Origin of the sequence: Shewanella sp. GXUN23E, assembly GCF_050865035.1 — a bacterium.
GTDB lineage: Bacteria > Pseudomonadota > Gammaproteobacteria > Enterobacterales > Shewanellaceae > Shewanella.
Genome location: NZ_JBOZWP010000001.1, coordinates 478,347 through 496,307 on the forward strand (window position 1 = coordinate 478,347; position 17,961 = coordinate 496,307).

General features: G+C 54.0%; 16 protein-coding genes. 7 read left to right on the top strand and 9 right to left on the bottom strand.

The window, feature by feature from the left end:
* Window positions 1–20: 20 nt before the first annotated feature.
* From ACRRUX_RS02055 to ACRRUX_RS02070, 4 genes are all read right to left on the bottom strand, one after another.
* Window positions 21–1,385 carry a TRAP transporter large permease gene (locus ACRRUX_RS02055; RefSeq protein ID WP_432526749.1) on the bottom strand — a complete coding sequence of 455 codons (1,365 nt, stop codon included), beginning with the start codon at window positions 1,383–1,385 and terminating at the stop codon, window positions 21–23.
* On the bottom strand, window positions 1,385–1,933 hold the full coding sequence (locus ACRRUX_RS02060) for a TRAP transporter small permease subunit (protein WP_432526661.1): 549 nt from the start codon (window positions 1,931–1,933) through the stop codon (window positions 1,385–1,387). The genes ACRRUX_RS02055 and ACRRUX_RS02060 overlap by 1 nt, the downstream gene beginning before the upstream one ends.
* Window positions 1,934–2,088: 155 nt before the next feature.
* Window positions 2,089–2,388 (bottom strand): BolA family protein, encoded by a 300-nt coding sequence (locus ACRRUX_RS02065; protein WP_432526663.1) that lies wholly within the window; start codon window positions 2,386–2,388, stop codon window positions 2,089–2,091.
* A 109-nt stretch (window positions 2,389–2,497) separates the two neighbouring features.
* On the bottom strand, window positions 2,498–3,103 hold the full coding sequence (locus ACRRUX_RS02070) for an alpha-ketoglutarate-dependent dioxygenase AlkB family protein (RefSeq protein ID WP_432526665.1): 606 nt from the start codon (window positions 3,101–3,103) through the stop codon (window positions 2,498–2,500).
* Between the two features lie 100 nt (window positions 3,104–3,203).
* On the opposite strand from ACRRUX_RS02070, the gene ACRRUX_RS02075 reads away from it, so the two are divergent.
* The gene (locus ACRRUX_RS02075) at window positions 3,204–4,346 is read left to right on the top strand and encodes a methyltransferase (RefSeq protein ID WP_432526667.1); all 1,143 of its coding nucleotides are present in this window, start codon (window positions 3,204–3,206) and stop codon (window positions 4,344–4,346) included.
* Here the strand turns inward: ACRRUX_RS02075 and ACRRUX_RS02080 are convergent.
* The gene (locus tag ACRRUX_RS02080; RefSeq protein WP_432526669.1) at window positions 4,339–5,523 is read right to left on the bottom strand and encodes a DUF1501 domain-containing protein; all 1,185 of its coding nucleotides are present in this window, start codon (window positions 5,521–5,523) and stop codon (window positions 4,339–4,341) included. The two genes, ACRRUX_RS02075 and ACRRUX_RS02080, sit on opposite strands and share 8 nt — an antisense overlap.
* 31 nt (window positions 5,524–5,554) lie before the next feature.
* Window positions 5,555–6,985, bottom strand: a complete 1,431-nt coding sequence (locus ACRRUX_RS02085) for a DUF1800 domain-containing protein (RefSeq protein ID WP_432526671.1) — start codon at window positions 6,983–6,985, stop codon at window positions 5,555–5,557.
* A 198-nt stretch (window positions 6,986–7,183) separates the two neighbouring features.
* Here ACRRUX_RS02085 and ACRRUX_RS02090 point away from each other — a divergent pair, with 198 nt between their 5' ends.
* The 3 genes from ACRRUX_RS02090 (at window position 7,184) to ACRRUX_RS02100 (ending at window position 10,466) form a co-directional block, all read left to right on the top strand.
* Window positions 7,184–8,407, top strand: a complete 1,224-nt coding sequence (locus ACRRUX_RS02090; protein ID WP_432526673.1) for a DEAD/DEAH box helicase — start codon at window positions 7,184–7,186, stop codon at window positions 8,405–8,407.
* Window positions 8,408–8,832: 425 nt separating this feature from the next.
* Window positions 8,833–9,876, top strand: a complete 1,044-nt coding sequence (locus ACRRUX_RS02095; RefSeq protein ID WP_432526675.1) for a GMP reductase — start codon at window positions 8,833–8,835, stop codon at window positions 9,874–9,876.
* A 236-nt stretch (window positions 9,877–10,112) separates the two neighbouring features.
* Window positions 10,113–10,466: a DUF4870 family protein gene (locus ACRRUX_RS02100; protein WP_432526677.1), complete on the top strand. Its 354-nt coding sequence runs from the start codon at window positions 10,113–10,115 to the stop codon at window positions 10,464–10,466.
* Between the two features lie 52 nt (window positions 10,467–10,518).
* Here ACRRUX_RS02100 and djlA read toward each other — a convergent pair whose 3' ends face one another.
* The 3 genes from djlA to ACRRUX_RS02115 are packed head-to-tail and all read right to left on the bottom strand — an operon-like array spanning window position 10,519 to window position 13,048.
* Complete coding sequence (gene djlA / locus ACRRUX_RS02105; protein ID WP_432526679.1) at window positions 10,519–11,298, bottom strand: co-chaperone DjlA; 780 nt, start codon at window positions 11,296–11,298, stop codon at window positions 10,519–10,521.
* Window positions 11,299–11,339: 41 nt separating this feature from the next.
* Window positions 11,340–12,020 carry an N-acetylmuramate alpha-1-phosphate uridylyltransferase MurU gene (gene murU, locus ACRRUX_RS02110; RefSeq protein ID WP_432526681.1) on the bottom strand — a complete coding sequence of 227 codons (681 nt, stop codon included), beginning with the start codon at window positions 12,018–12,020 and terminating at the stop codon, window positions 11,340–11,342.
* Window positions 12,017–13,048, bottom strand: coding sequence for an aminoglycoside phosphotransferase family protein (locus tag ACRRUX_RS02115; protein WP_432526683.1), 1,032 nt, complete (start codon window positions 13,046–13,048; stop codon window positions 12,017–12,019). The genes murU and ACRRUX_RS02115 overlap by 4 nt, the downstream gene beginning before the upstream one ends.
* A gap of 162 nt (window positions 13,049–13,210) precedes the next feature.
* On the opposite strand from ACRRUX_RS02115, the gene lptD reads away from it, so the two are divergent.
* The 3 genes from lptD (at window position 13,211) to pdxA (ending at window position 17,958) form a co-directional block, all read left to right on the top strand.
* Window positions 13,211–15,523, top strand: coding sequence for an LPS assembly protein LptD (lptD, locus tag ACRRUX_RS02120; protein WP_432526751.1), 2,313 nt, complete (start codon window positions 13,211–13,213; stop codon window positions 15,521–15,523).
* Between the two features lie 148 nt (window positions 15,524–15,671).
* Complete coding sequence (gene surA / locus ACRRUX_RS02125) at window positions 15,672–16,970, top strand: peptidylprolyl isomerase SurA (protein WP_432526685.1); 1,299 nt, start codon at window positions 15,672–15,674, stop codon at window positions 16,968–16,970.
* A 4-nt stretch (window positions 16,971–16,974) separates the two neighbouring features.
* The gene (gene pdxA, locus ACRRUX_RS02130; protein ID WP_432526687.1) at window positions 16,975–17,958 is read left to right on the top strand and encodes a 4-hydroxythreonine-4-phosphate dehydrogenase PdxA; all 984 of its coding nucleotides are present in this window, start codon (window positions 16,975–16,977) and stop codon (window positions 17,956–17,958) included.
* The last annotated feature ends 3 nt before the right edge of the window (window positions 17,959–17,961 follow it).

Here is a 17,961-nt window from a genome sequence, read left to right on the forward strand (position 1 = left end):
ATTCCCTTTCCCTGTTCCCGTTACCCGTAGATCTGCTGGGGCAGCCAGGTGGCCAGCTCCGGCCAGAAGCTCAGCAGTACCATCAGCAGTAATTGAATGATCACAAAAGGCACCACCCCTTTGTAAATCTGTCCACTGGTCACCAGCTCCCCCGCGACACCCCTCAGATAAAACAACGCAAATCCGAAAGGCGGTGTCAAAAAAGAGGTCTGCAGGTTGACTGCTATCATGATGCCCAACCACACCGGGTCCAGCCCCATTGCCAGTAAAATAGGTGCTACCAGAGGCACCACCACAAAGGTGATTTCAATAAAATCCAGAATGAAACCAAGCAGGAATATAACCGTCATCACCAGCAACATGGCGCCCAGTGCGCCGCCCGGCATATTGGAAAACAACTGGTGGATCAGCGCCTCCCCACCCAAACCGCGAAACACCAGCGAGAAGATAGAGGCACCGATTAGGATCATGAACACCATGGAAGTCACTTTCACGGTACTGAGCATCACCTCTTTCAATCCCTGAAAAGACAACTGACGTTTCAATAAGGCAATCAACAGCGCCCCCGTACCGCCTACTGATGCCGCTTCGGTTGGCGTGGCAATGCCCATCAGGATTGAGCCCAGCACCAACAGGATAAGCGCCAGCGGCGGCAGCAAAGCGGCTATCGTCCGTAGCCAGAAGCCATTGTCGAATTTTTCGGCATCATTGCCCGGCGGAAACTGTCCGGGCCTGCGCCAGATCAGCACCAGTGTGTAACCGCAATAAAGCAGCACCAGTACCACGCCAGGGATCAGCGCACCGGCGAACAGATCGCCGACAGACACAGATTTGGGACTGAAAATCCCCATGGACAACTGTGCCTGCTGATAGGCGTTGGACAGTACATCACCAAGTAAAATCAGTGCAATAGACGGTGGAATGATCTGCCCCAGAGTACCGGTGGCACAAATCGCTCCGGCACTGAAGCTTGGACTGTATCCCCGGTTGATAAGCGCCGGCAGCGACATCAATCCCATGGTCACGACCGTGGCCCCGACAATGCCGGTGCTGGCTGCCAGCAACATGCCGACAAAAAACACGCTGAAAATCAGGCCACCCCGCAAACGTCCGAACAGATCAGCCATACTGGTCAGCAATTGCTCTGCAATCCGCGATTTTTCCAGCACAGTGCCCATAAACACAAATAGAGGTACAGCGATAAGAATCGGGTTATTAAGTACGCCGTAAAGGCGACTGGGAAGCGCCTTGAGCAGCAGCGGATTAAATTCACCGATAAGCGTTCCGACACCGGCGAACATCAGGGCGACACCCGCCAGCGTAAAGGCCACTGGATACCCCAGCATCAGCACCAGACAAATGCAGACAAACAATAGCAGCGCCATCACAGTACATCGCCCTCCCGGCTGTTTGTCTCATCCGGACAACCGGCTGTTTCCCGGCCAAACAACGCCTGGCTGTGGGTCCACAACTCAACTATGCCCTGTATCAGCAGGCTGACCACCAGCGCCAGTAACAGCGACTTTTGCAGATACACCAAAGGCAAACCGCCCGCTTCTGCAGACTTCTCGGTGATCCGCCAGGACGCAAGCACATAGTCCCAACATTCCCAGGCAATGAACAAGCTGACCGGCAGGAGTAACAACAGCGTGCCGAGTAAATCGACCCAATGGCGTGTCCGGATCGAAAAACGGCGATAGAAAATATCTACCCTGACATGGGCATCGTGTTTGAGGGTGTAACCGGCGGCCAGCGTAAATACAGCCCCGTGCAAATACAAAGCGCTGTCCTGCAATGCGGTGGCGCCGGTATTAAAAGCATATCTGAGGATTACCACCGCCAGAGTCAGCAGCAAGAGCAGCAATGTAGCCCAACTCACGGTGCGACCGACTTTCTCAGTCAACCATGACAGGCCGGAAATCAATTTGTCCATGCAATTTCACTGTTTTGTTGTTCTGATTTTTTGGCAACATATTGATAACAGAAAAATTGCAAACAGGGAATTGACCAACTGGAGTAAAACGGGGAAGGAAACGAATTGGGTAGAGAGCACCGGTAACGGCAGGGCGTCACCGATGCATGAAAAAGTTAACCTTTACACTTGGGAGACACTGGCGCCCCATCACGGCTCTGCCACTCTTTGTCGGTATAAGTGTGCATAGTCAGGGCATGAACGCCACCGGCGAGCTCATCCGCCAGCAGATCATTGATCAATCTATGCCTGGTAATCAACCGCTTGCCTTCAAATTCACCACTGACAATCACCACTTTGAAATGGGTTTCAGAATTAGGCGGTACGTGGTGACGGTTACTTTCATTGAGGACTTCCAGGAAGGAAGGGGAAAATGCCTGGGTCAGTTTATCGGTAATGCTGGTCTGAACGCTCATACTTCAGCTCTCTGAAAATAAAAATGCTCCCGAAGAGTACTGGCGCCCCGGCCAACAGTCAAACCCGTGCAGCAGCGCGGGTAACATCGTCCGTCAAATAAATGAAACATTACACTGTGCAGGAGTGGAAACCCGGGATCAAACAACGAAAGGTAAAATTCCAGCGGGTGCCCTGCTGACGCAGACGTTTGGGCAGTGCATGCTGCCAATCCTGTTGCATGGGAAAATGCATCAGCAGCAAATCACCGGACTCAAGATGTAAAGTTTGCTTTTGCCCGGTGCGGTTGTGCCGCACCACAAAATCCCGCCCGTCACCAAGGGATACGGAGGCAATATCACTGCCTGGCAGCAACTCGGCCTCATCATCCGCGTGCCACCCCATACAATCGCGGCCACCGGCATAACGGTTAACCAGTACGCCATTGCTCATTAATCCAAAGTCGCGCCGCAACTGTTCTCTGAGTCGCTGCGCATAGTGAGGCCAGGGCGTGGGAGATACCAGCAATCCCGAATACTGATATTCAACACCTGCATCGCCAAACCAAATCTGGGTTCTGGGGATCCGGTGGGCCTTACCATAAACCGTCACTTCCGGGCGCTCATAGGGGTAAGTTTCCGCCTCCTCCATCAACAGAGTTTGCTGGCGGCCGGACAGATACCCCTTAACCCAGGTCCAGGGTTCATCCGCCGATGCAAACAGTAGCTGCTGTCTCATCAAAGTCTCTCCAGGTTACCGCCGATACTGAATATTCGCACCCGCCACAGTTTTGTAGGTTATAATTCCACTTTTGATTTTCTCCATCGCAGTGTGACATATGACAACCCAGTTTTCAGCCACAGGTGTCGAGCTCGACCTACACCGTTACCCTCAGACCCAGATCTCCAATCTGCAGGCCTGGGATGCCGCCGATGAGCATTTGCTCAAGTGGTTGGATGAACACACTGACACCCAGCCATTAACCGGCCCGCTGTGCCTGATAAACGACAGCTTCGGCGCACTGACCTGCGTCATCAGGGCCAAATGGCCGACGGTACCTTTATGGCTGGAGACCGATGCCAGAACCAGTTTGCTGGGATGCCAGCAAAACCTGCAGCGCAATCAACTGAGCACTGACGGTATCCAGTGGTACAACAGCCGTGAAATCCTGCCCGGGACACCTCAGCAGGTCTTGATGAAACTACCGAAAAACCTGGCCTATTTTGCCCATCAGCTAAGCCGCCTGTCAGCCGTGTTGCCGCAGGGCAGCCAACTGCTTATTGGGGCCAAAGCCAAGTCCATCAACCAAAGCCTGCTGTCGTTGATTGCCAAACACCTGGGAGCTGCCAGCGCCAGTCTGGCCTGGAAAAAGACCCGGATCATCACGGTCATTGCCGATGGCAAATCAAGACCCGAACCTGCGCCTTTACACTGGAACGTACCAGAGCTCAATCTGACGCTGAGCAACCTGTCCAACGTGTTTGCCGCCAATAAACTGGATATTGGTGCCCGCATCATGCTCGACAATTTGCCCGTTGACGAATTTCAACAGGTGATCGATTTGGGCTGTGGCAACGGCATCCTGGGACTGCGGGCGGCGCAATTGTATCCCAAAGCCAGCATTCACTTTGTAGATGACTCAGAAATGGCCATTGCCAGTGCCAGGTTTAACTGGCAAACCAATGGCTTTGAGCCAGAGCGGGGACATTTTCACTGGGATGATTGCCTGACTAATCTGGATGCCGGAGTACAGGCCGATTTGGTACTCTGCAACCCGCCCTTTCATCAGGGTGAAGCCATCACAGACCATATCGCCTGGCAGATGTTCAATGATGCGCGCAAGCGCCTCAAACCCGGCGGGTTGCTGCACATAGTCGGCAACCGGCACCTGGGCTACCACATCAAACTCAAAAGACTGTTTGGCAACTGTAAAACCGTTGCCAGTAACGGCAAGTTCGTGATCCTTCAGTCGGTTAAGTAAGCAGGTGTTGCGGCGTATTTTCAACAGAAGAGCGCCGCACCAGGCCCGGCAATGGAACGATACTTTCGCTGCCGGGAAATACCTGCTGCAGCTCAGCCAGTCCCAGCCCAAGATGCGCTGCCAACACCCCTTTTATCACCGCACGCAAGTCTGTAGTGGGCGCCAAATCCCGTCCCTGATACAACTCTGCGGCGCCAAGCCCGGGCCAATCCGCCAGCACTTGCCCACCATTAACGGCGCCGCCGGCCAGCAGCACCACGTTGGCAGTGCCATGATCCGTTCCTTTGGTGCCGTTTTGTGCCGCTGTGCGGCCAAATTCGCTGGCAGCAATCACCACAGTGTCCTGCCAGTGCTCACCCAGACTGGTTTTCAACGCGGCCAGTCCTTCATCCAGCAGCTGCAGCTGTCGCTTCAGCCTGCCGGCCTGATCAGCATGAGTATCCCAGCCGCCCAGCTCCAGCGCGGCAATATTGGCGCCGCCTGGCTGAGACAGAAATTCACCGGCCTTGGCCGCCAGTGCAGTAAACTCCCGATTGAGTTTGGCTGAGCCCGCCATTTGCTCCACCTTTATCGCCTGCGCAAAATTGCTGGCTAATTGCTCATCAGCGACCAGCATCTGCCCAATCAATCTGGCCTGTCGGTCCCTGAGCTTGAGTCTATTGGGATACCAGCTCAGAGGCTGCGCTTCTCCCTGCATGATCAGCGGCAAACCGGCATCAATGGCAATGCCCTGCCGCTGTCTGTCCAGTAGCAACAAACGGTTCAACCAGCCTGTGGCGAAAAACGGGTCAGCCGTACCATTTTCCATGACTTTCTGACCATCGAAATGGGAGCGATCCCGATAAGGCGTAGCGCAGGCATGCACCCAGGCCAGCTGCCTGTCAGTAAACCAGGTATGCAGCACCGGCAGACTGGCATTGAGTGCGAAAAAATTATCCAGCGGCAGCAACTCGTTGTTTGCCAATGCCAGAGAGGGCCTGAGCTGTGCATAATGCCGATCGCCCACTGGCACCACCACATTCAGGCCATCCATGCCGCCACGAAGACTCAGCCACACCAGGCGTTTAACCCTGTTCACAGGCGCAGACCCGGCGCTGACCTTTGCCAGCGCCAGACCGGGACACATCGCCAGCGCACCACTGGCCGCCAGCGCCATCAAAAATTGCCGTCGCTCCATGTCTATCTCCATCGGCGGTTAATAGTTGCTTTCAGCAATATTGAAACTGTGGGCTGAGCCACAGCAGCGTAAGTGCCGTTACCGGATCCTGTGCCTGCCGGACGGCTGACGTCAGATGCTCGTCAGCCTCACCTTCAAACACATTATCCAGCATCCCGGAATAAAGGCTGGAGGCGTACTCATCGCCCCTGAATTTGGCCTCCCTGAGCAACAGTCCGGCCATGACACCGGCTACCTGCCACCTTTGCATCAGCGCCGAGGGGCTATTGTAATCGCTGTCGCGATCACTCCATCCTGCCGGAGAGCCTGCATAAAATGGCTGCTGCCCCAACAGCATCAGTGCGCGCTGAATACTGCGACAGTCTGCAATTAAGGCACCTCCCCGCAAAGCCGCAAACAGCCACAGCTGCGGCGGTCGAAATCGCACCTTTTGCGCTTGCCAAACTGAGGGATGGGAAATAAGCGCCTGATAAACCGGCAACAATTCGCCTTTGTGCTGGAGATATACCCGGGTGAGTTCATCAACCAGCTCACCGTCATCGCGACCGATAAAATGCTGGCTGAGTTTTCCGGCAAGATGCCGGGCAGTCTCTGGATGCAGCGCCAAATCTTGAAGGCAGCTCCTTGCCTGCTCAATGCCCTTACCCGAATAGCAATTACCCAGTACAGTGACATCGCCCGGTTGATGCATGCCCGCCACAAAGCCAAAGGTGCCGGCCCGTTTGCCCTTGTACACCACTGTCCAACCGGTCAGGGCATGAGCCAGTTGGCGTACATCCTGTTGTTGATAACCGCCGTTGACCCCCAGGGTGTGCAGCTCCAGAATTTCCCGGGCCAGGTTTTCATTCAGCCCCCGCCCTTTTTTCTTGTTCTGCGGATTCTTGCCCTGAGCATGTTTTCCCAGCGCATTCTCGCCCTGAGCAGAGTCTGGGCCGGTGGAAACCGCATTATCCAGATACAGCAGCATGGCAGGATGCTGAATCACAGCAATCAACAGGGCCGCGAAATTGCCCCTGAAACCGGGACGGATCACCTCATTTTCGATACAGGCGGTCAGCGCCCTGACCTGACGGGCATCGCCGGAAACGGCAAAATGATTACTCCAGAATTGTACCAGCCGCTCATTGAACCCCTGCCGTGTCGTCAGGGTTTGCGATGCTCTGGCCGCCATCTGCTCAAGATAAGTTTGCCTCAGATACTGACTGACCTGATGCTGGGCAGCGCGTTTGGCTTCGGCGCCCTGCGCCTGCTTTCTGAGGTTTTTAAGGGAATCAATCTGCAGCAGGATCTGCTGGCTTGAGGGCAGAGCCTGCAGGTCCGCATGCTTTGATAAAGGCGCTGTCAGCTGCACCTCAAGCCAGCGCCTGGCCCCCAGCACGCGGACATCGGCCAATTCCCCGGGCAGCGGGCCAAAACCTAAGCGCTGACAGGCCAGCACAGTTTGCGAGTATTGAAAATCCATAGGCGCCTTAAATTAAATCTCTGGCTCCTGAGTGTATCGGCTTGAACGTCAATGGACAGAAGCCGCAGGTAAAGTTAGGTAAAGGCAGACAACGCCAACCAACAAGCAGATAAACAGCCCAGCAACTATTGTCAGTCGCTTTGCGCAGCAGTGCCCCCCTGCTACAATCGCGGCCTGTTTATCCGCCGGTAATCTCTTATGTCCTTTGCTTCACTCAATCTCGCCCCAGTTATTGTCGCCAACCTGCAGCAGCTTGGGTTTATCACGCCCACAGCCATTCAGGCCAGTGCGATTCCTGTGGTGCTGGATGGCAAGGATGTGATGGCCGGCGCCAAAACCGGCAGTGGCAAAACCGCCGCTTTTGCCCTGCCGATACTGCAAAAACTGCTGGGCAGTGACGCAGATGGCTCAAGCAAAGCCCTGGTGTTGGTGCCCACCCGGGAGCTGGCGCAGCAGGTACAGGCCAATATCAGCCAATACGCTCAGGGACTTGGTCTGCATTGCGTATGCCTGTACGGCGGCGCCGCGTTTGAGGCTCAGCAAAAAGCGCTGGCGCAGGGAGCGGATATTCTGGTGGCTACCCCGGGGCGACTGCTCGACCATGTGCGCAAACGTACAGTAGACCTTCGCCATATTGATTTCCTGGTGCTGGATGAAGCCGACCGCATGCTGGATATGGGCTTTAAAGATGAAATCCAGATGGTGCTGAAGAAGATCAACAAGCAGCGTCAGACTCTGCTGTTTTCCGCCACTTTCGATGACAACATCTTCCGCTTCAGTAAAGGGCTGCTGCAAAGCCCTGTGCTACTGGAAGTGGATAAGCGCAATGCAGGCAATCAGGATATCGAGCAGCAGATTTATGAAGTCGATGATGACAGGAAAGCAGGTTTGCTGTGCCACTTGCTGCGCCATAAAGCCTGGCCTCAGGTGCTGGTATTCAGCCGTACCAAAGAAGGCGCCGACAAGCTGGCGACAGCTCTGACTGCAGCGCAAATCAAGGCACAGGCATTTCATGGAGATCTGTCACAGAAAGCCAGAGACACAGTGCTGACCAGTTTCAAAAATGGTGAACTGCAGGCACTGGTCGCCACCGACGTCGCTGCCCGCGGGCTGGATATCGACGAATTACCTGTAGTGATCAATATGGAGCTGCCGTTTGTGGCCGAGGATTATGTGCACCGCATTGGTCGTACCGGTCGCGCCGGCAACAAAGGTCTCGCCATTACCTTTTTCACTCAAAAAGATGCCCGCGCCATGGAAGAGCTGGAGGCGCTGCTGGATACCCGTCTGCCACGCCAGTGGTATCCCGGATTTGAGCCGGATCTGACCCGGGAGGATGATAATCCACGGCTGTCCAGGGCAGCGCAGAAACAGAGGGCCCGCAAACGGGCACTCGGTGGCAATACTCGCAGACGTCGCTGAGTAACGGATAATGCCTGTCTAGCGACGGTCGGTTCAGGTGCTCAGGATAAGTCGCAAAACGAGCGTAACAGCCCGTCTACAAAGATAAAGGCACAGACAACCCAAAAACACAGTGTTCCAAAACAAAAACACTATCAGGACATATTGCCAGAAAATAAAAAAGCCCTTACTAAACAGTAAGTAACAATGGGTGTGAATTGAAAAGTGGGGAAGTGGCGGTGAATTACTGTGCAAATAACAGGATAAAAAGGACAGACGTCTGACTTTAGCTATTGCCTTGGTAAAATCCCTGCCTATAATGCCGAAAACCGGAGCGTCTGCCAACGCTCCGGTTTTTTTGTGCCTGCTCGACAACAACTTAGAGACTTATCTGCCAACAGGACTCTAAGGAGAGCACGCGTCCGATAGATGTAGAGGAACTCCAAATGCGTATCGAACAAGACCTGAAATTGGGTTTTAAAGATGTTTTGTTTCGCCCGAAACGCTCCACCCTGAAAAGCCGCTCTCAAGTTGAATTAACCCGCGAGTTTACCTTCAAGCATAGTGGCCGTCAATGGGCCGGCGTACCTGTAATCGCCGCCAATATGGACTCAGTGGGTTCATTTGCCATGGCCGCCGCACTGGCCAGACACGGATGCATGACCGCAGTGCACAAGCACTACACAGTGCAGGACTGGAGTGAGTTTGTGGCCAGCGCCGACAAGCAAACCCTCAACAATGTCATGGTGTCCACCGGTACCTCTGATGCTGATTTCCAGAAAACCAAAGACATCATGGCCATGTCCGATGAGTTGATTTTTATCTGCGTCGATATAGCCAATGGATATTCCGAGCATCTGGTGGAATATGTGCAGCGTGTGCGTGCCCAATTCCCTGACAAAGTGATCAGTGCCGGCAACGTGGTGACCGGCGATATGGTGGAAGAGCTGATCCTGGCCGGCGCCGATATCGTCAAAGTGGGCATTGGCCCAGGCTCAGTGTGTACCACCCGGGTGAAAACCGGGGTTGGCTATCCACAGCTGTCAGCCATTATTGAGTGTGCTGATGCAGCTCACGGTCTGGGCGGTCAGATTATTGGTGACGGCGGCTGTACCTGCGCCGGCGATGTGTCCAAAGCCTTCGGTGGCGGCGCCGATTTCGTGATGCTGGGTGGCATGCTGGCCGGTCACGAAGAGAGTGGCGGTGAAGTCATTGAACAGGATGGCAAACACTATATGAAGTTCTACGGCATGTCGTCCCAGTCTGCCATGGACAAGCACTCTGGCGGCGTGGCCAAATACCGAGCTGCCGAAGGTAAAACCGTGTTGCTGCCCTACCGCGGCAGTGTGGAAAACACCATCGCCGACATCCTGGGCGGCGTGCGTTCTACCTGTACCTATGTGGGTGCTGCCAAGCTCAAAGAGCTGACCAAGCGCACCACCTTTATCCGGGTGCAGGAGCAGGAAAACAACGTGTACGGCAAAGAGTAATCCTCTGCCATACCAATTAAGGCCACCTCAGGGTGGCCTATTGGTTTATCCCTTCAGCAAAGTCGCCGGCAGATAATCAATCCCCTGATTACCGTCTTGCCAACTCATTTTCCTGTCCCTCTGCACATCGGCAGATTGGCGTTGAACCTCCCGCGGATTTCAACGCAACGCGAACACTTTCTATCTGTAAACAAGCTTGGCATACTCTCTCGTTCAACACTCAGGGAGGCCATCTTATGGAACGAGAAATAACCACAGCCGGCGACAGCGGTGCAGGTGGTGCGAAAATTGTGTATCTGCTGTATCTGGTGGGGTTGGTATTTGGTATCACCGGCATAATCGGTGTGATATTGGCGTACATCAACAAAGATGATGCCCAGCCGTGGGTGCAGACCCACTATCAATACCAAATCCGCACCTTCTGGATTGGTTTGCTGATGATGTTTGTCGGTATCCTGCTGGCACTGATTGTGGTCGGCTATCTGATTTGGCTGTTCTGGTTGGTCTGGTTTATCGTTCGCAACATCAAGGGCTTCCAGGCGCTAGAAAAGCAACAACCTATTGCCAATCCAACCAGCTGGCTGTTCTGAGCTGATAACACAACGGGGAGCAATGCTCCCCGTTAGTGATTAATGGCAAATATCAGCGCATGCCACGCTCAGCTTTAATCCTGTCGTAAGCCCTTTGCACATCCTGCGCAGTTTGTTTGGCCAGCTCCATCATCTCAGGAGGCAAGCCTTTGGCTACCAGTTTGTCCGGGTGGTGCTCGTTCATTAATTTGCGATAGGCCCGCTTCACATCCTGATCCGCAGCACTGGCAGCAATCCCCAGCACTTTATAGGCCTGCTCAATCGGCTGCACCTGAGTCCCACCGGACTGACGGAACCTGAACTCCGCCTGCCAACGACTCAACAATTCGTTCAGCTGCGATGCCTTAAAGCCCAGTTCAGTGGCAATCACCTGCAATATCTTTTGCTCTTTGGGTTGCAACTCGCCATCGGCCAGCGCCGTCTGGATCTGGATTTCCAGGAACATCTGCAGCAACTCTGGGCGCCCCAGAGTCAACAAGCGAAACGCCCGCAAACAGCCTTTCAAATCGAAGTCAGCCGCTTTGCCATCGCGAAATGCCTGCTGTGCATCTCTTCTGGCATCGCCGGTCAGACGCATCTGATCCATCACCAGTGATGCCAGCCGGATATCATCTTCAGTCACCCGGCCAGAAGCTTTGGCTACATGCCCCATAACAGCAAAGGTAGAGTTGAAAAATACCGCCTGACGATTGGTGCCCCGACGGCGGATAGCCTTGAGCTTGCCACCGCGAGTATCCCACCAGTGACCAATCACCAGCCCCAACAGGGCGCCGGCAAACTTGCCGAACATAAAGCCAATACCGACCCCGAAAAATTTGCCCCACAAACGCATGGAAAATCCTGTGTTATCAGATTTGATTATTGTTGCTGGCCTTATTTGGCCAGAAGTCTGGCTTCCAGTCCGGCCAGTCGCTCTACTGTGCCAACATCGCACCAGTAGCCGGTAAAATGCTCCCCGGCAATTCTGCCCGCCGGCATCTCGCGGCGCAGCAGCAGTGGAGTGCCGAAGGCACCTTCTGGGCTGTCTGCAAACAGTGCCGGATGATACACGCCCATCCCGGCAAATGTCAGTCGGCTCTGGTCACAGGATTCAAATACCAGCCCGTCCTGTAGCAAAAAATCGCCATTGGGATGCTGCGGTGGATTATCCACCAGAAACAGTTTGGCCAGCGCACCTGCGGGCAGTTGCAGTGCAGATTTGGATGGCAGGTCATCGATGAAGATATCGCCGTTGATCACCAAAAAGGGCTCTCTGCCGTCAGGTGCCAGCAGCGGCAACGCCTGCTTGATGCCGCCACCTGTCTCCAGTGCCGTGGCTTCCGGACTGTAGGCGATGCTCAGCCCCCAGCGACTGCCGTCGCCCAGCGTCTGCTCCAGCATGTGCCCAAGCCAGGCGTGATTGATGATCACAGAGGTAAAGCCAGCCCGCGCCAGATTTTCCAGGTGGTATTCAATCAGTGGCTTGCCACCGGCTTTGACCAGAGGTTTGGGGCAGGAATCCGTCAGTGGTCGCAACCGCTCACCGCGCCCTGCGGCCAGGATCATGGCTTTCATTGCTCGTCCTCCAGACGCAGTGAAGGTTGCTCCTGCCATTGCAACACTGCAGGCTGCACAGTGCTTACCATCCACTCACTGAGGGCGTGCAGCTCGGGATAACGCCGGGCGATATCCACTATATAGGTCAGGGTCAGCGGAATATCTTTAAGGTAACCGGCTTTGCCATCGCGATGGAACAAACGGGCAAAGATACCGGCAGCCTTGATATGGCGCTGCAGTCCCATCAGATCGAACCAGCGCTGGAATTGCCCGCGTGATACGTCCACAGGCAACAGCCCTTGCTGACGAAGCATGTCAAAATACTCATCCCGCAGGGTATTGATCAGAGCGTCATCCCAGCGCACATAACAGTCCCGCAGCAAAGAGACGGCATCGTATGTAATCGGCCCAAGCACCGCATCCTGAAAATCGATAAGCACCAGCTCATCATTTCTGACCATGATATTGCGACTGTGAAAATCCCGGTGCATCCCGCCTTTGGGCTGCGCCATGGCGCTTTCCGTCAACAGCGCGAAACTGCGCTCAAGCAGGGCTTCAGGTATATCTTCCAGTTTGAGATGTACCTGAAGCAGCCATTCAGAGAAAATGGCCAACTCACGCTCAACAAAGGCAGCATCATAATCGGTCAGCACTCCAAGCTCACTGCGCTGAATACCAAGTACCTGTGGCAGCATGTTCAGCGCCCTGCGATACCAGTACGCCACATTGTCGGCATTCAGCAAACTGCCCAGTTGCACATCCCCAAGATCTTCGAGCAACATCAGTCCATCTTTGTCATTGGCAGCAATCACTGCAGGTACGGCAAGTCCAGCATTGGCAAAGGCATTATCCAAGGCCAAAAATGGTGCAATGGGAACCAACTCGGGTGGAGAATCCACGGCGATCAGACTATTTTCAGCAGTTTGCACCCGGAAATAGCGACGAAAACTCGCGTCCCCGGATATCAGGCAAACAGAAAAACCTGCTGGCAATTGCTGCTGCAACCAGGCCTGCAGACAAAGAAATCTCGGGTCTTGCAAAGTCATCTCGTGGCTCTTGGAGAAAAATTGCTTTATTATACCCGCCATAACATCCGGAAACAGCCAAGAGTATGAATTTCTTGGTTTGACTGAGTTGCGCAAGGATAAGTGCAACCTTTCCCTCCGATTTTTGTCCAGACAAAGAAATCACATACTTTATTGTTCAAGATGCAGATCCGTTACCTTGTGGCCCTGAGCCTGTTACCTCAACTCGTTATGGCAGGCGAAGCACCCGCTGAGCAAGCGTCTCAGTGCGTTGTTCAACCTCCTGTGCCGGTTCCCGATCTCCAGTCAGACAAACAAAATAAAGATCAACTGATCCGTATCAGCTCGGTTGATTCCCAGGCCCAGATGGGCAAGCAGGCCAGATTCTCCGGCGACGTGACAGTGACGCAGGGCAATCGGCTTATCAAAGCCGACGAAGCCGTACTGGATCAGCACAAAGAGCAGCTGGATGCCAATGGCAATCTGGTATTTCAGGACAGCGCCTTTACCGTGACGGCCGACGCGCTGCAGGCTCGCATGAAGAACAACAGCGCCACACTCAAGGGCGCTCAGTACTGGCTCCATGGCCAACAGGTACATGGCGATGCCAGCGAACTGGAAATTACACCTGACAACAACCTGCTGCTGAGCGAAACCAACTTTACCACCTGTCCCCCGGGAGACAGCTCCTGGTTGCTGGAAGCCGACAAAATCAAAATCGATTCCAAAGAGGAATGGGGTGAAATCTGGGATGCCAGACTCAGAGTAGGCGGTATTCCGGTACTGTATGTGCCTTACATGACGGTACCTGTATCGGACAAACGCAAGACAGGTTTGCTGTTCCCGACGTTCAGCACCAGCTCAACCAATGGGGTTGAGTTTGCCCTGCCCTGGTACTGGAACATTGCACCTGAATACGACATGACCTTTACCCCGCAGTACATGTCCAATCGTGGTCTGTTTCTGAAGAACGAGTTCCGTTATCTGGCCGGTGAAGCACAACAGGGCAAAATCAATCTGGAATATCTGGGCAGTGACCGCAGTCTGGCGGGCAGCCCGGACCGGTATCTGTACCACTGGGATCACCAGGGCGCCATCGATAAGAACTGGCGGGTACTGGCAGACTACACAGATGTGTCCGACAACAACTTCTTTAACGATCTGGATTCTGACGTTGCGCAGGCGACCGATAACCAGCTGTCCCGGGTGGGAGAACTATCCTATTTCCAGAACAACTGGAACGCCGGTATCAGGGTACAGGACATCAAGGTACTGGGGGAAAATGACGAACCCTATCAGGTGATGCCCCAGGTTAATTTCAATTATTTCTCACCGGATCTGTGGCAATACCTGGATTTCAACTTTGCCTCAGAAGTGACCAATTTTGCCCATAAAGATGCCGGTGAACTGGCTTCCAGCGGACAACAGATCCCAACGGCAACCCGTTTGCATCTGGAACCCTCGCTGACCTTCCCGGTTTATGGACCTGCAGGTTCGTTCGTCAGCGAACTGAAGCTGTACCAGACCAATTACTGGCAGCGTGATTTCGCCACGGATTCCGGCATGGCGTCCCATGTCAGCCGCACTATCCCGCAAGCCCGCCTCTATGGTCAGGTGAACTTCGAGCGTCAGACCCGCCTGTTTGACGCCAACTATCGCCAGACACTTGAGCCACAAATTCAATATCTGTACGTCGGCTATCAGGATCAATCTGACATCGGCCTGTACGATACTGCAGCGCTGCAGGATGACTTCTACGGTTTGTTCCGTGACCGTCGCTATGCCGGCCTGGATCGCATTGCCAATGCCAATCAGGTCACACTCGGGGTCACAACCCGCTTGTTTGACGACCACAATGAAGAGCAGCTGAAGTTCAGTCTGGGACAGATTTTCTATCTGGAAGACAACAAGGTCAGTTTGCAGCCGGATCTGGTGGAGGAGACGCCGTCCTTCTCAGTACTGGCAGCTGAAATGGACGCCAAACTCTATGAGGATTTCTACTTCAGCGGCGCGCTGCAGTACGACACCCGTGAGCGTGACAACAAAAAAACTGAATTTACCCTAGACTACCGTCCCGGCGCCAATAAGCTGGTGCAGCTGAGCTACCGCTATGTACCGGATCTGCTCAACACCAACACCAATGACAGAGTCGATATTTCCCAGGCCGGTATTCGGGGTGCCTGGCCGATCATGGATGACCTCTACTTTGTCGGAAACTGGTATTACGATCTGAACGAGAGCCGCAGTATAGAAACCTACACCGGCTTCCAATATGAGTCATGTTGCTGGGCGGTGCGCCTGAGCTATCACTATCGCATCAAGACCAATTACGATGATGATATTGCCACTGTGCAGGATCCCCGTGACCAATTCGAAAGCGGTGTGTATCTTAACTTTGTAATCAAAGGCTTGGGTGGTTCAGGTCCGCTAGGCGTCGAAGATATGCTGAACGAAGGTCTGTTCAACTACCGCAAACCTCTCTACCTGAGAAACTGAACTTTGGCCACCTTGGGTGGCCGAAAATTTAACCCGCCTCAAGGGCATAAAAATGTGATAGATTGCTGAACCACTTAGCGGACCGGCAGTCCAATAACGAAACCAAATCAGGCATTGGGCCTGATTCTGTGAGGCCAAGGATTTTTGGATGAAACCCATTAACAGACTGATAGTAGCTTTTCTGACCCTGGTAATGAGCCAAATGGCTTTTGCCGCACCACAGCCGCTGGATTCAGTGGCGGTGCAGATTAATGATGGCGTGATCCTGCAAAGTGAAGTCGACAATATGATGGCCGACGTTAAGCGCAATGCCGCGGAATCCGGGCAGGTACTGCCGTCAGATCAGGCGTTGCGTACCCAGGTCATTGAACGTCTGATCCTGACCCGTCTGCAATTGCAGATGGCCGATAGAATGGGGCTGCATGTCGGTGATCTGCAACTGGACCAGACCATTGAAAATATCGCCAAAGATCAAAAAATGACGGTTGACCAGCTGCGCAAAGCAGTGGAAGCATCCGGAATCAGCTTCAGTCAGTATCGTGAGCAACTGCGGGAAGAGATCACTCTGGGTGAAGTACAGCGCATTCAGGTGCAGCGCCGCATCCAGATTTCCCCACAGGAAATCTCTGCGCTGGTGAAATTGATTGAAGAACAGGGCATGAAAAATGTGGATTTCCAGATAGGCCACATCCTGATTGAACTGCCATCCAACCCGACCTCTGCTGAGCTGGATGCGGCCCAGAAACGTGCCGAAGCAGTACTCAAACGGCTGAATGAAGGCGCTGACTTCCGTCAGGTTGCGATAGCGGCCTCGTCAGGCCCCAAAGCGCTGGAAGGCGGCATCTGGGATTACATGAACATCAATGAGATGCCAACCCTGTTTGCCGAAGTTGTGGAAGGCGCCAAGAAAGGCGACATCATTGGTCCGATTAAAAGCGGCAGCGGTTTTCACATCATCAAAGTGATGGATATCCGTGGCATGCAGACTCAGGAAATCGACGAAGTGAAATCCCGTCATATCCTGCTCAAGCCATCACCCATTCTGTCCGAAGACAGAGCCAAGGCGATGCTGGACAAGTTCGTTAAAGAGATCCGTGAAGGTAAGGCCAACTTCGCTGATTTGGCCCGCCAGTACTCTGAAGATCCGGGCAGCGCTGCGAAAGGGGGCGAACTGGGCTGGGCTGAGCCAAGTCTGTATGTGCCGGCGTTTGCCAACACCCTGAACGAACTGAAGGTCGGTGAGCTCAGCGAGCCTTTCCGCTCCAGCCATGGCTGGCACATAGTGCAGCTGGAAGATCGCCGCAAAACTGATGCCACCGACAGATTCAACACCAATCGTGCCCACCAGTTGATCTTCCGTCGCAAGTTCAATGAAGAGCTGCAGAACTGGCTGGACGAAATGCGTGCCGATGCGTACATTCATGTGTACGATCAGAGCGGGGAGTAACAGATTGGACATCAAGCGTATCGCAGTCACACCGGGGGAACCGGCAGGTATTGGACCGGATCTGGTGGTTCAGTTGGCTCAGCAGGCCTGGGACGCTGAACTTATTGTGTGCGCAGACCCCAGCCTGCTCCAGGCCCGGGCAAAAATGCTCGGATTGCAGCTGCAACTTCGTCCTTATCAGCCCGGTCAGGCGCCCAGAGCGCAGGAAGCCGGGACACTGACCATTGTGCCTTTCAATCTGCGGGCCGATGTAAAGTGCGGCCAGTTGAATGAAGCCAACAGCAGCTATGTGGTTGAAACCCTGAAGTATGCCGGTGAAAAGAACATTGCCGGTGAATTTGACGCTGTGGTAACCGGGCCGGTACACAAAGGTATTATCAATCAGTCCGGGATCTCTTTCAGCGGCCATACCGAGTTTTTCGCCCATCAGGCCAATTGTCAGGATGTGGTCATGCTGCTCTCCTGTCCCGGGTTGCAGGTTGCGCTGGTTACCACCCATATTCCGCTGGCCTATGTATCCAAGGCCATCACCAGGGATCGTCTGCATCATATTATTCGAATTCTGCATCAGGATTTGATTAACAAGTTCGGGATCGAGAATCCCCGAATCTACGTCTGCGGCCTCAACCCCCATGCGGGAGAAGATGGCCATCTGGGACGGGAAGAGCTGGATGTGATTATTCCGGCGCTTAATGAGCTCAGAGAAGAGCAAATCAGTATCGTCGGCCCACTGCCGGCGGATACCTTGTTCCAGCCCAAATATCTGCAGGATGCCGATGTGGTGCTGGCGATGTACCATGATCAGGGTCTGCCTGTGCTCAAGGCGCAGGGCTTTGGCAAAGCAGTGAATATCACTCTGGGGCTGCCTTATATCCGCACCTCGGTCGATCATGGTACTGCACTGGAATTGGCAGGCACAGGAAAAGCCGACACAGGCAGTTTTGTCTGTGCCCTGAATAAGGCCATTGAACTGGCCTCAAAGAACTGAAAT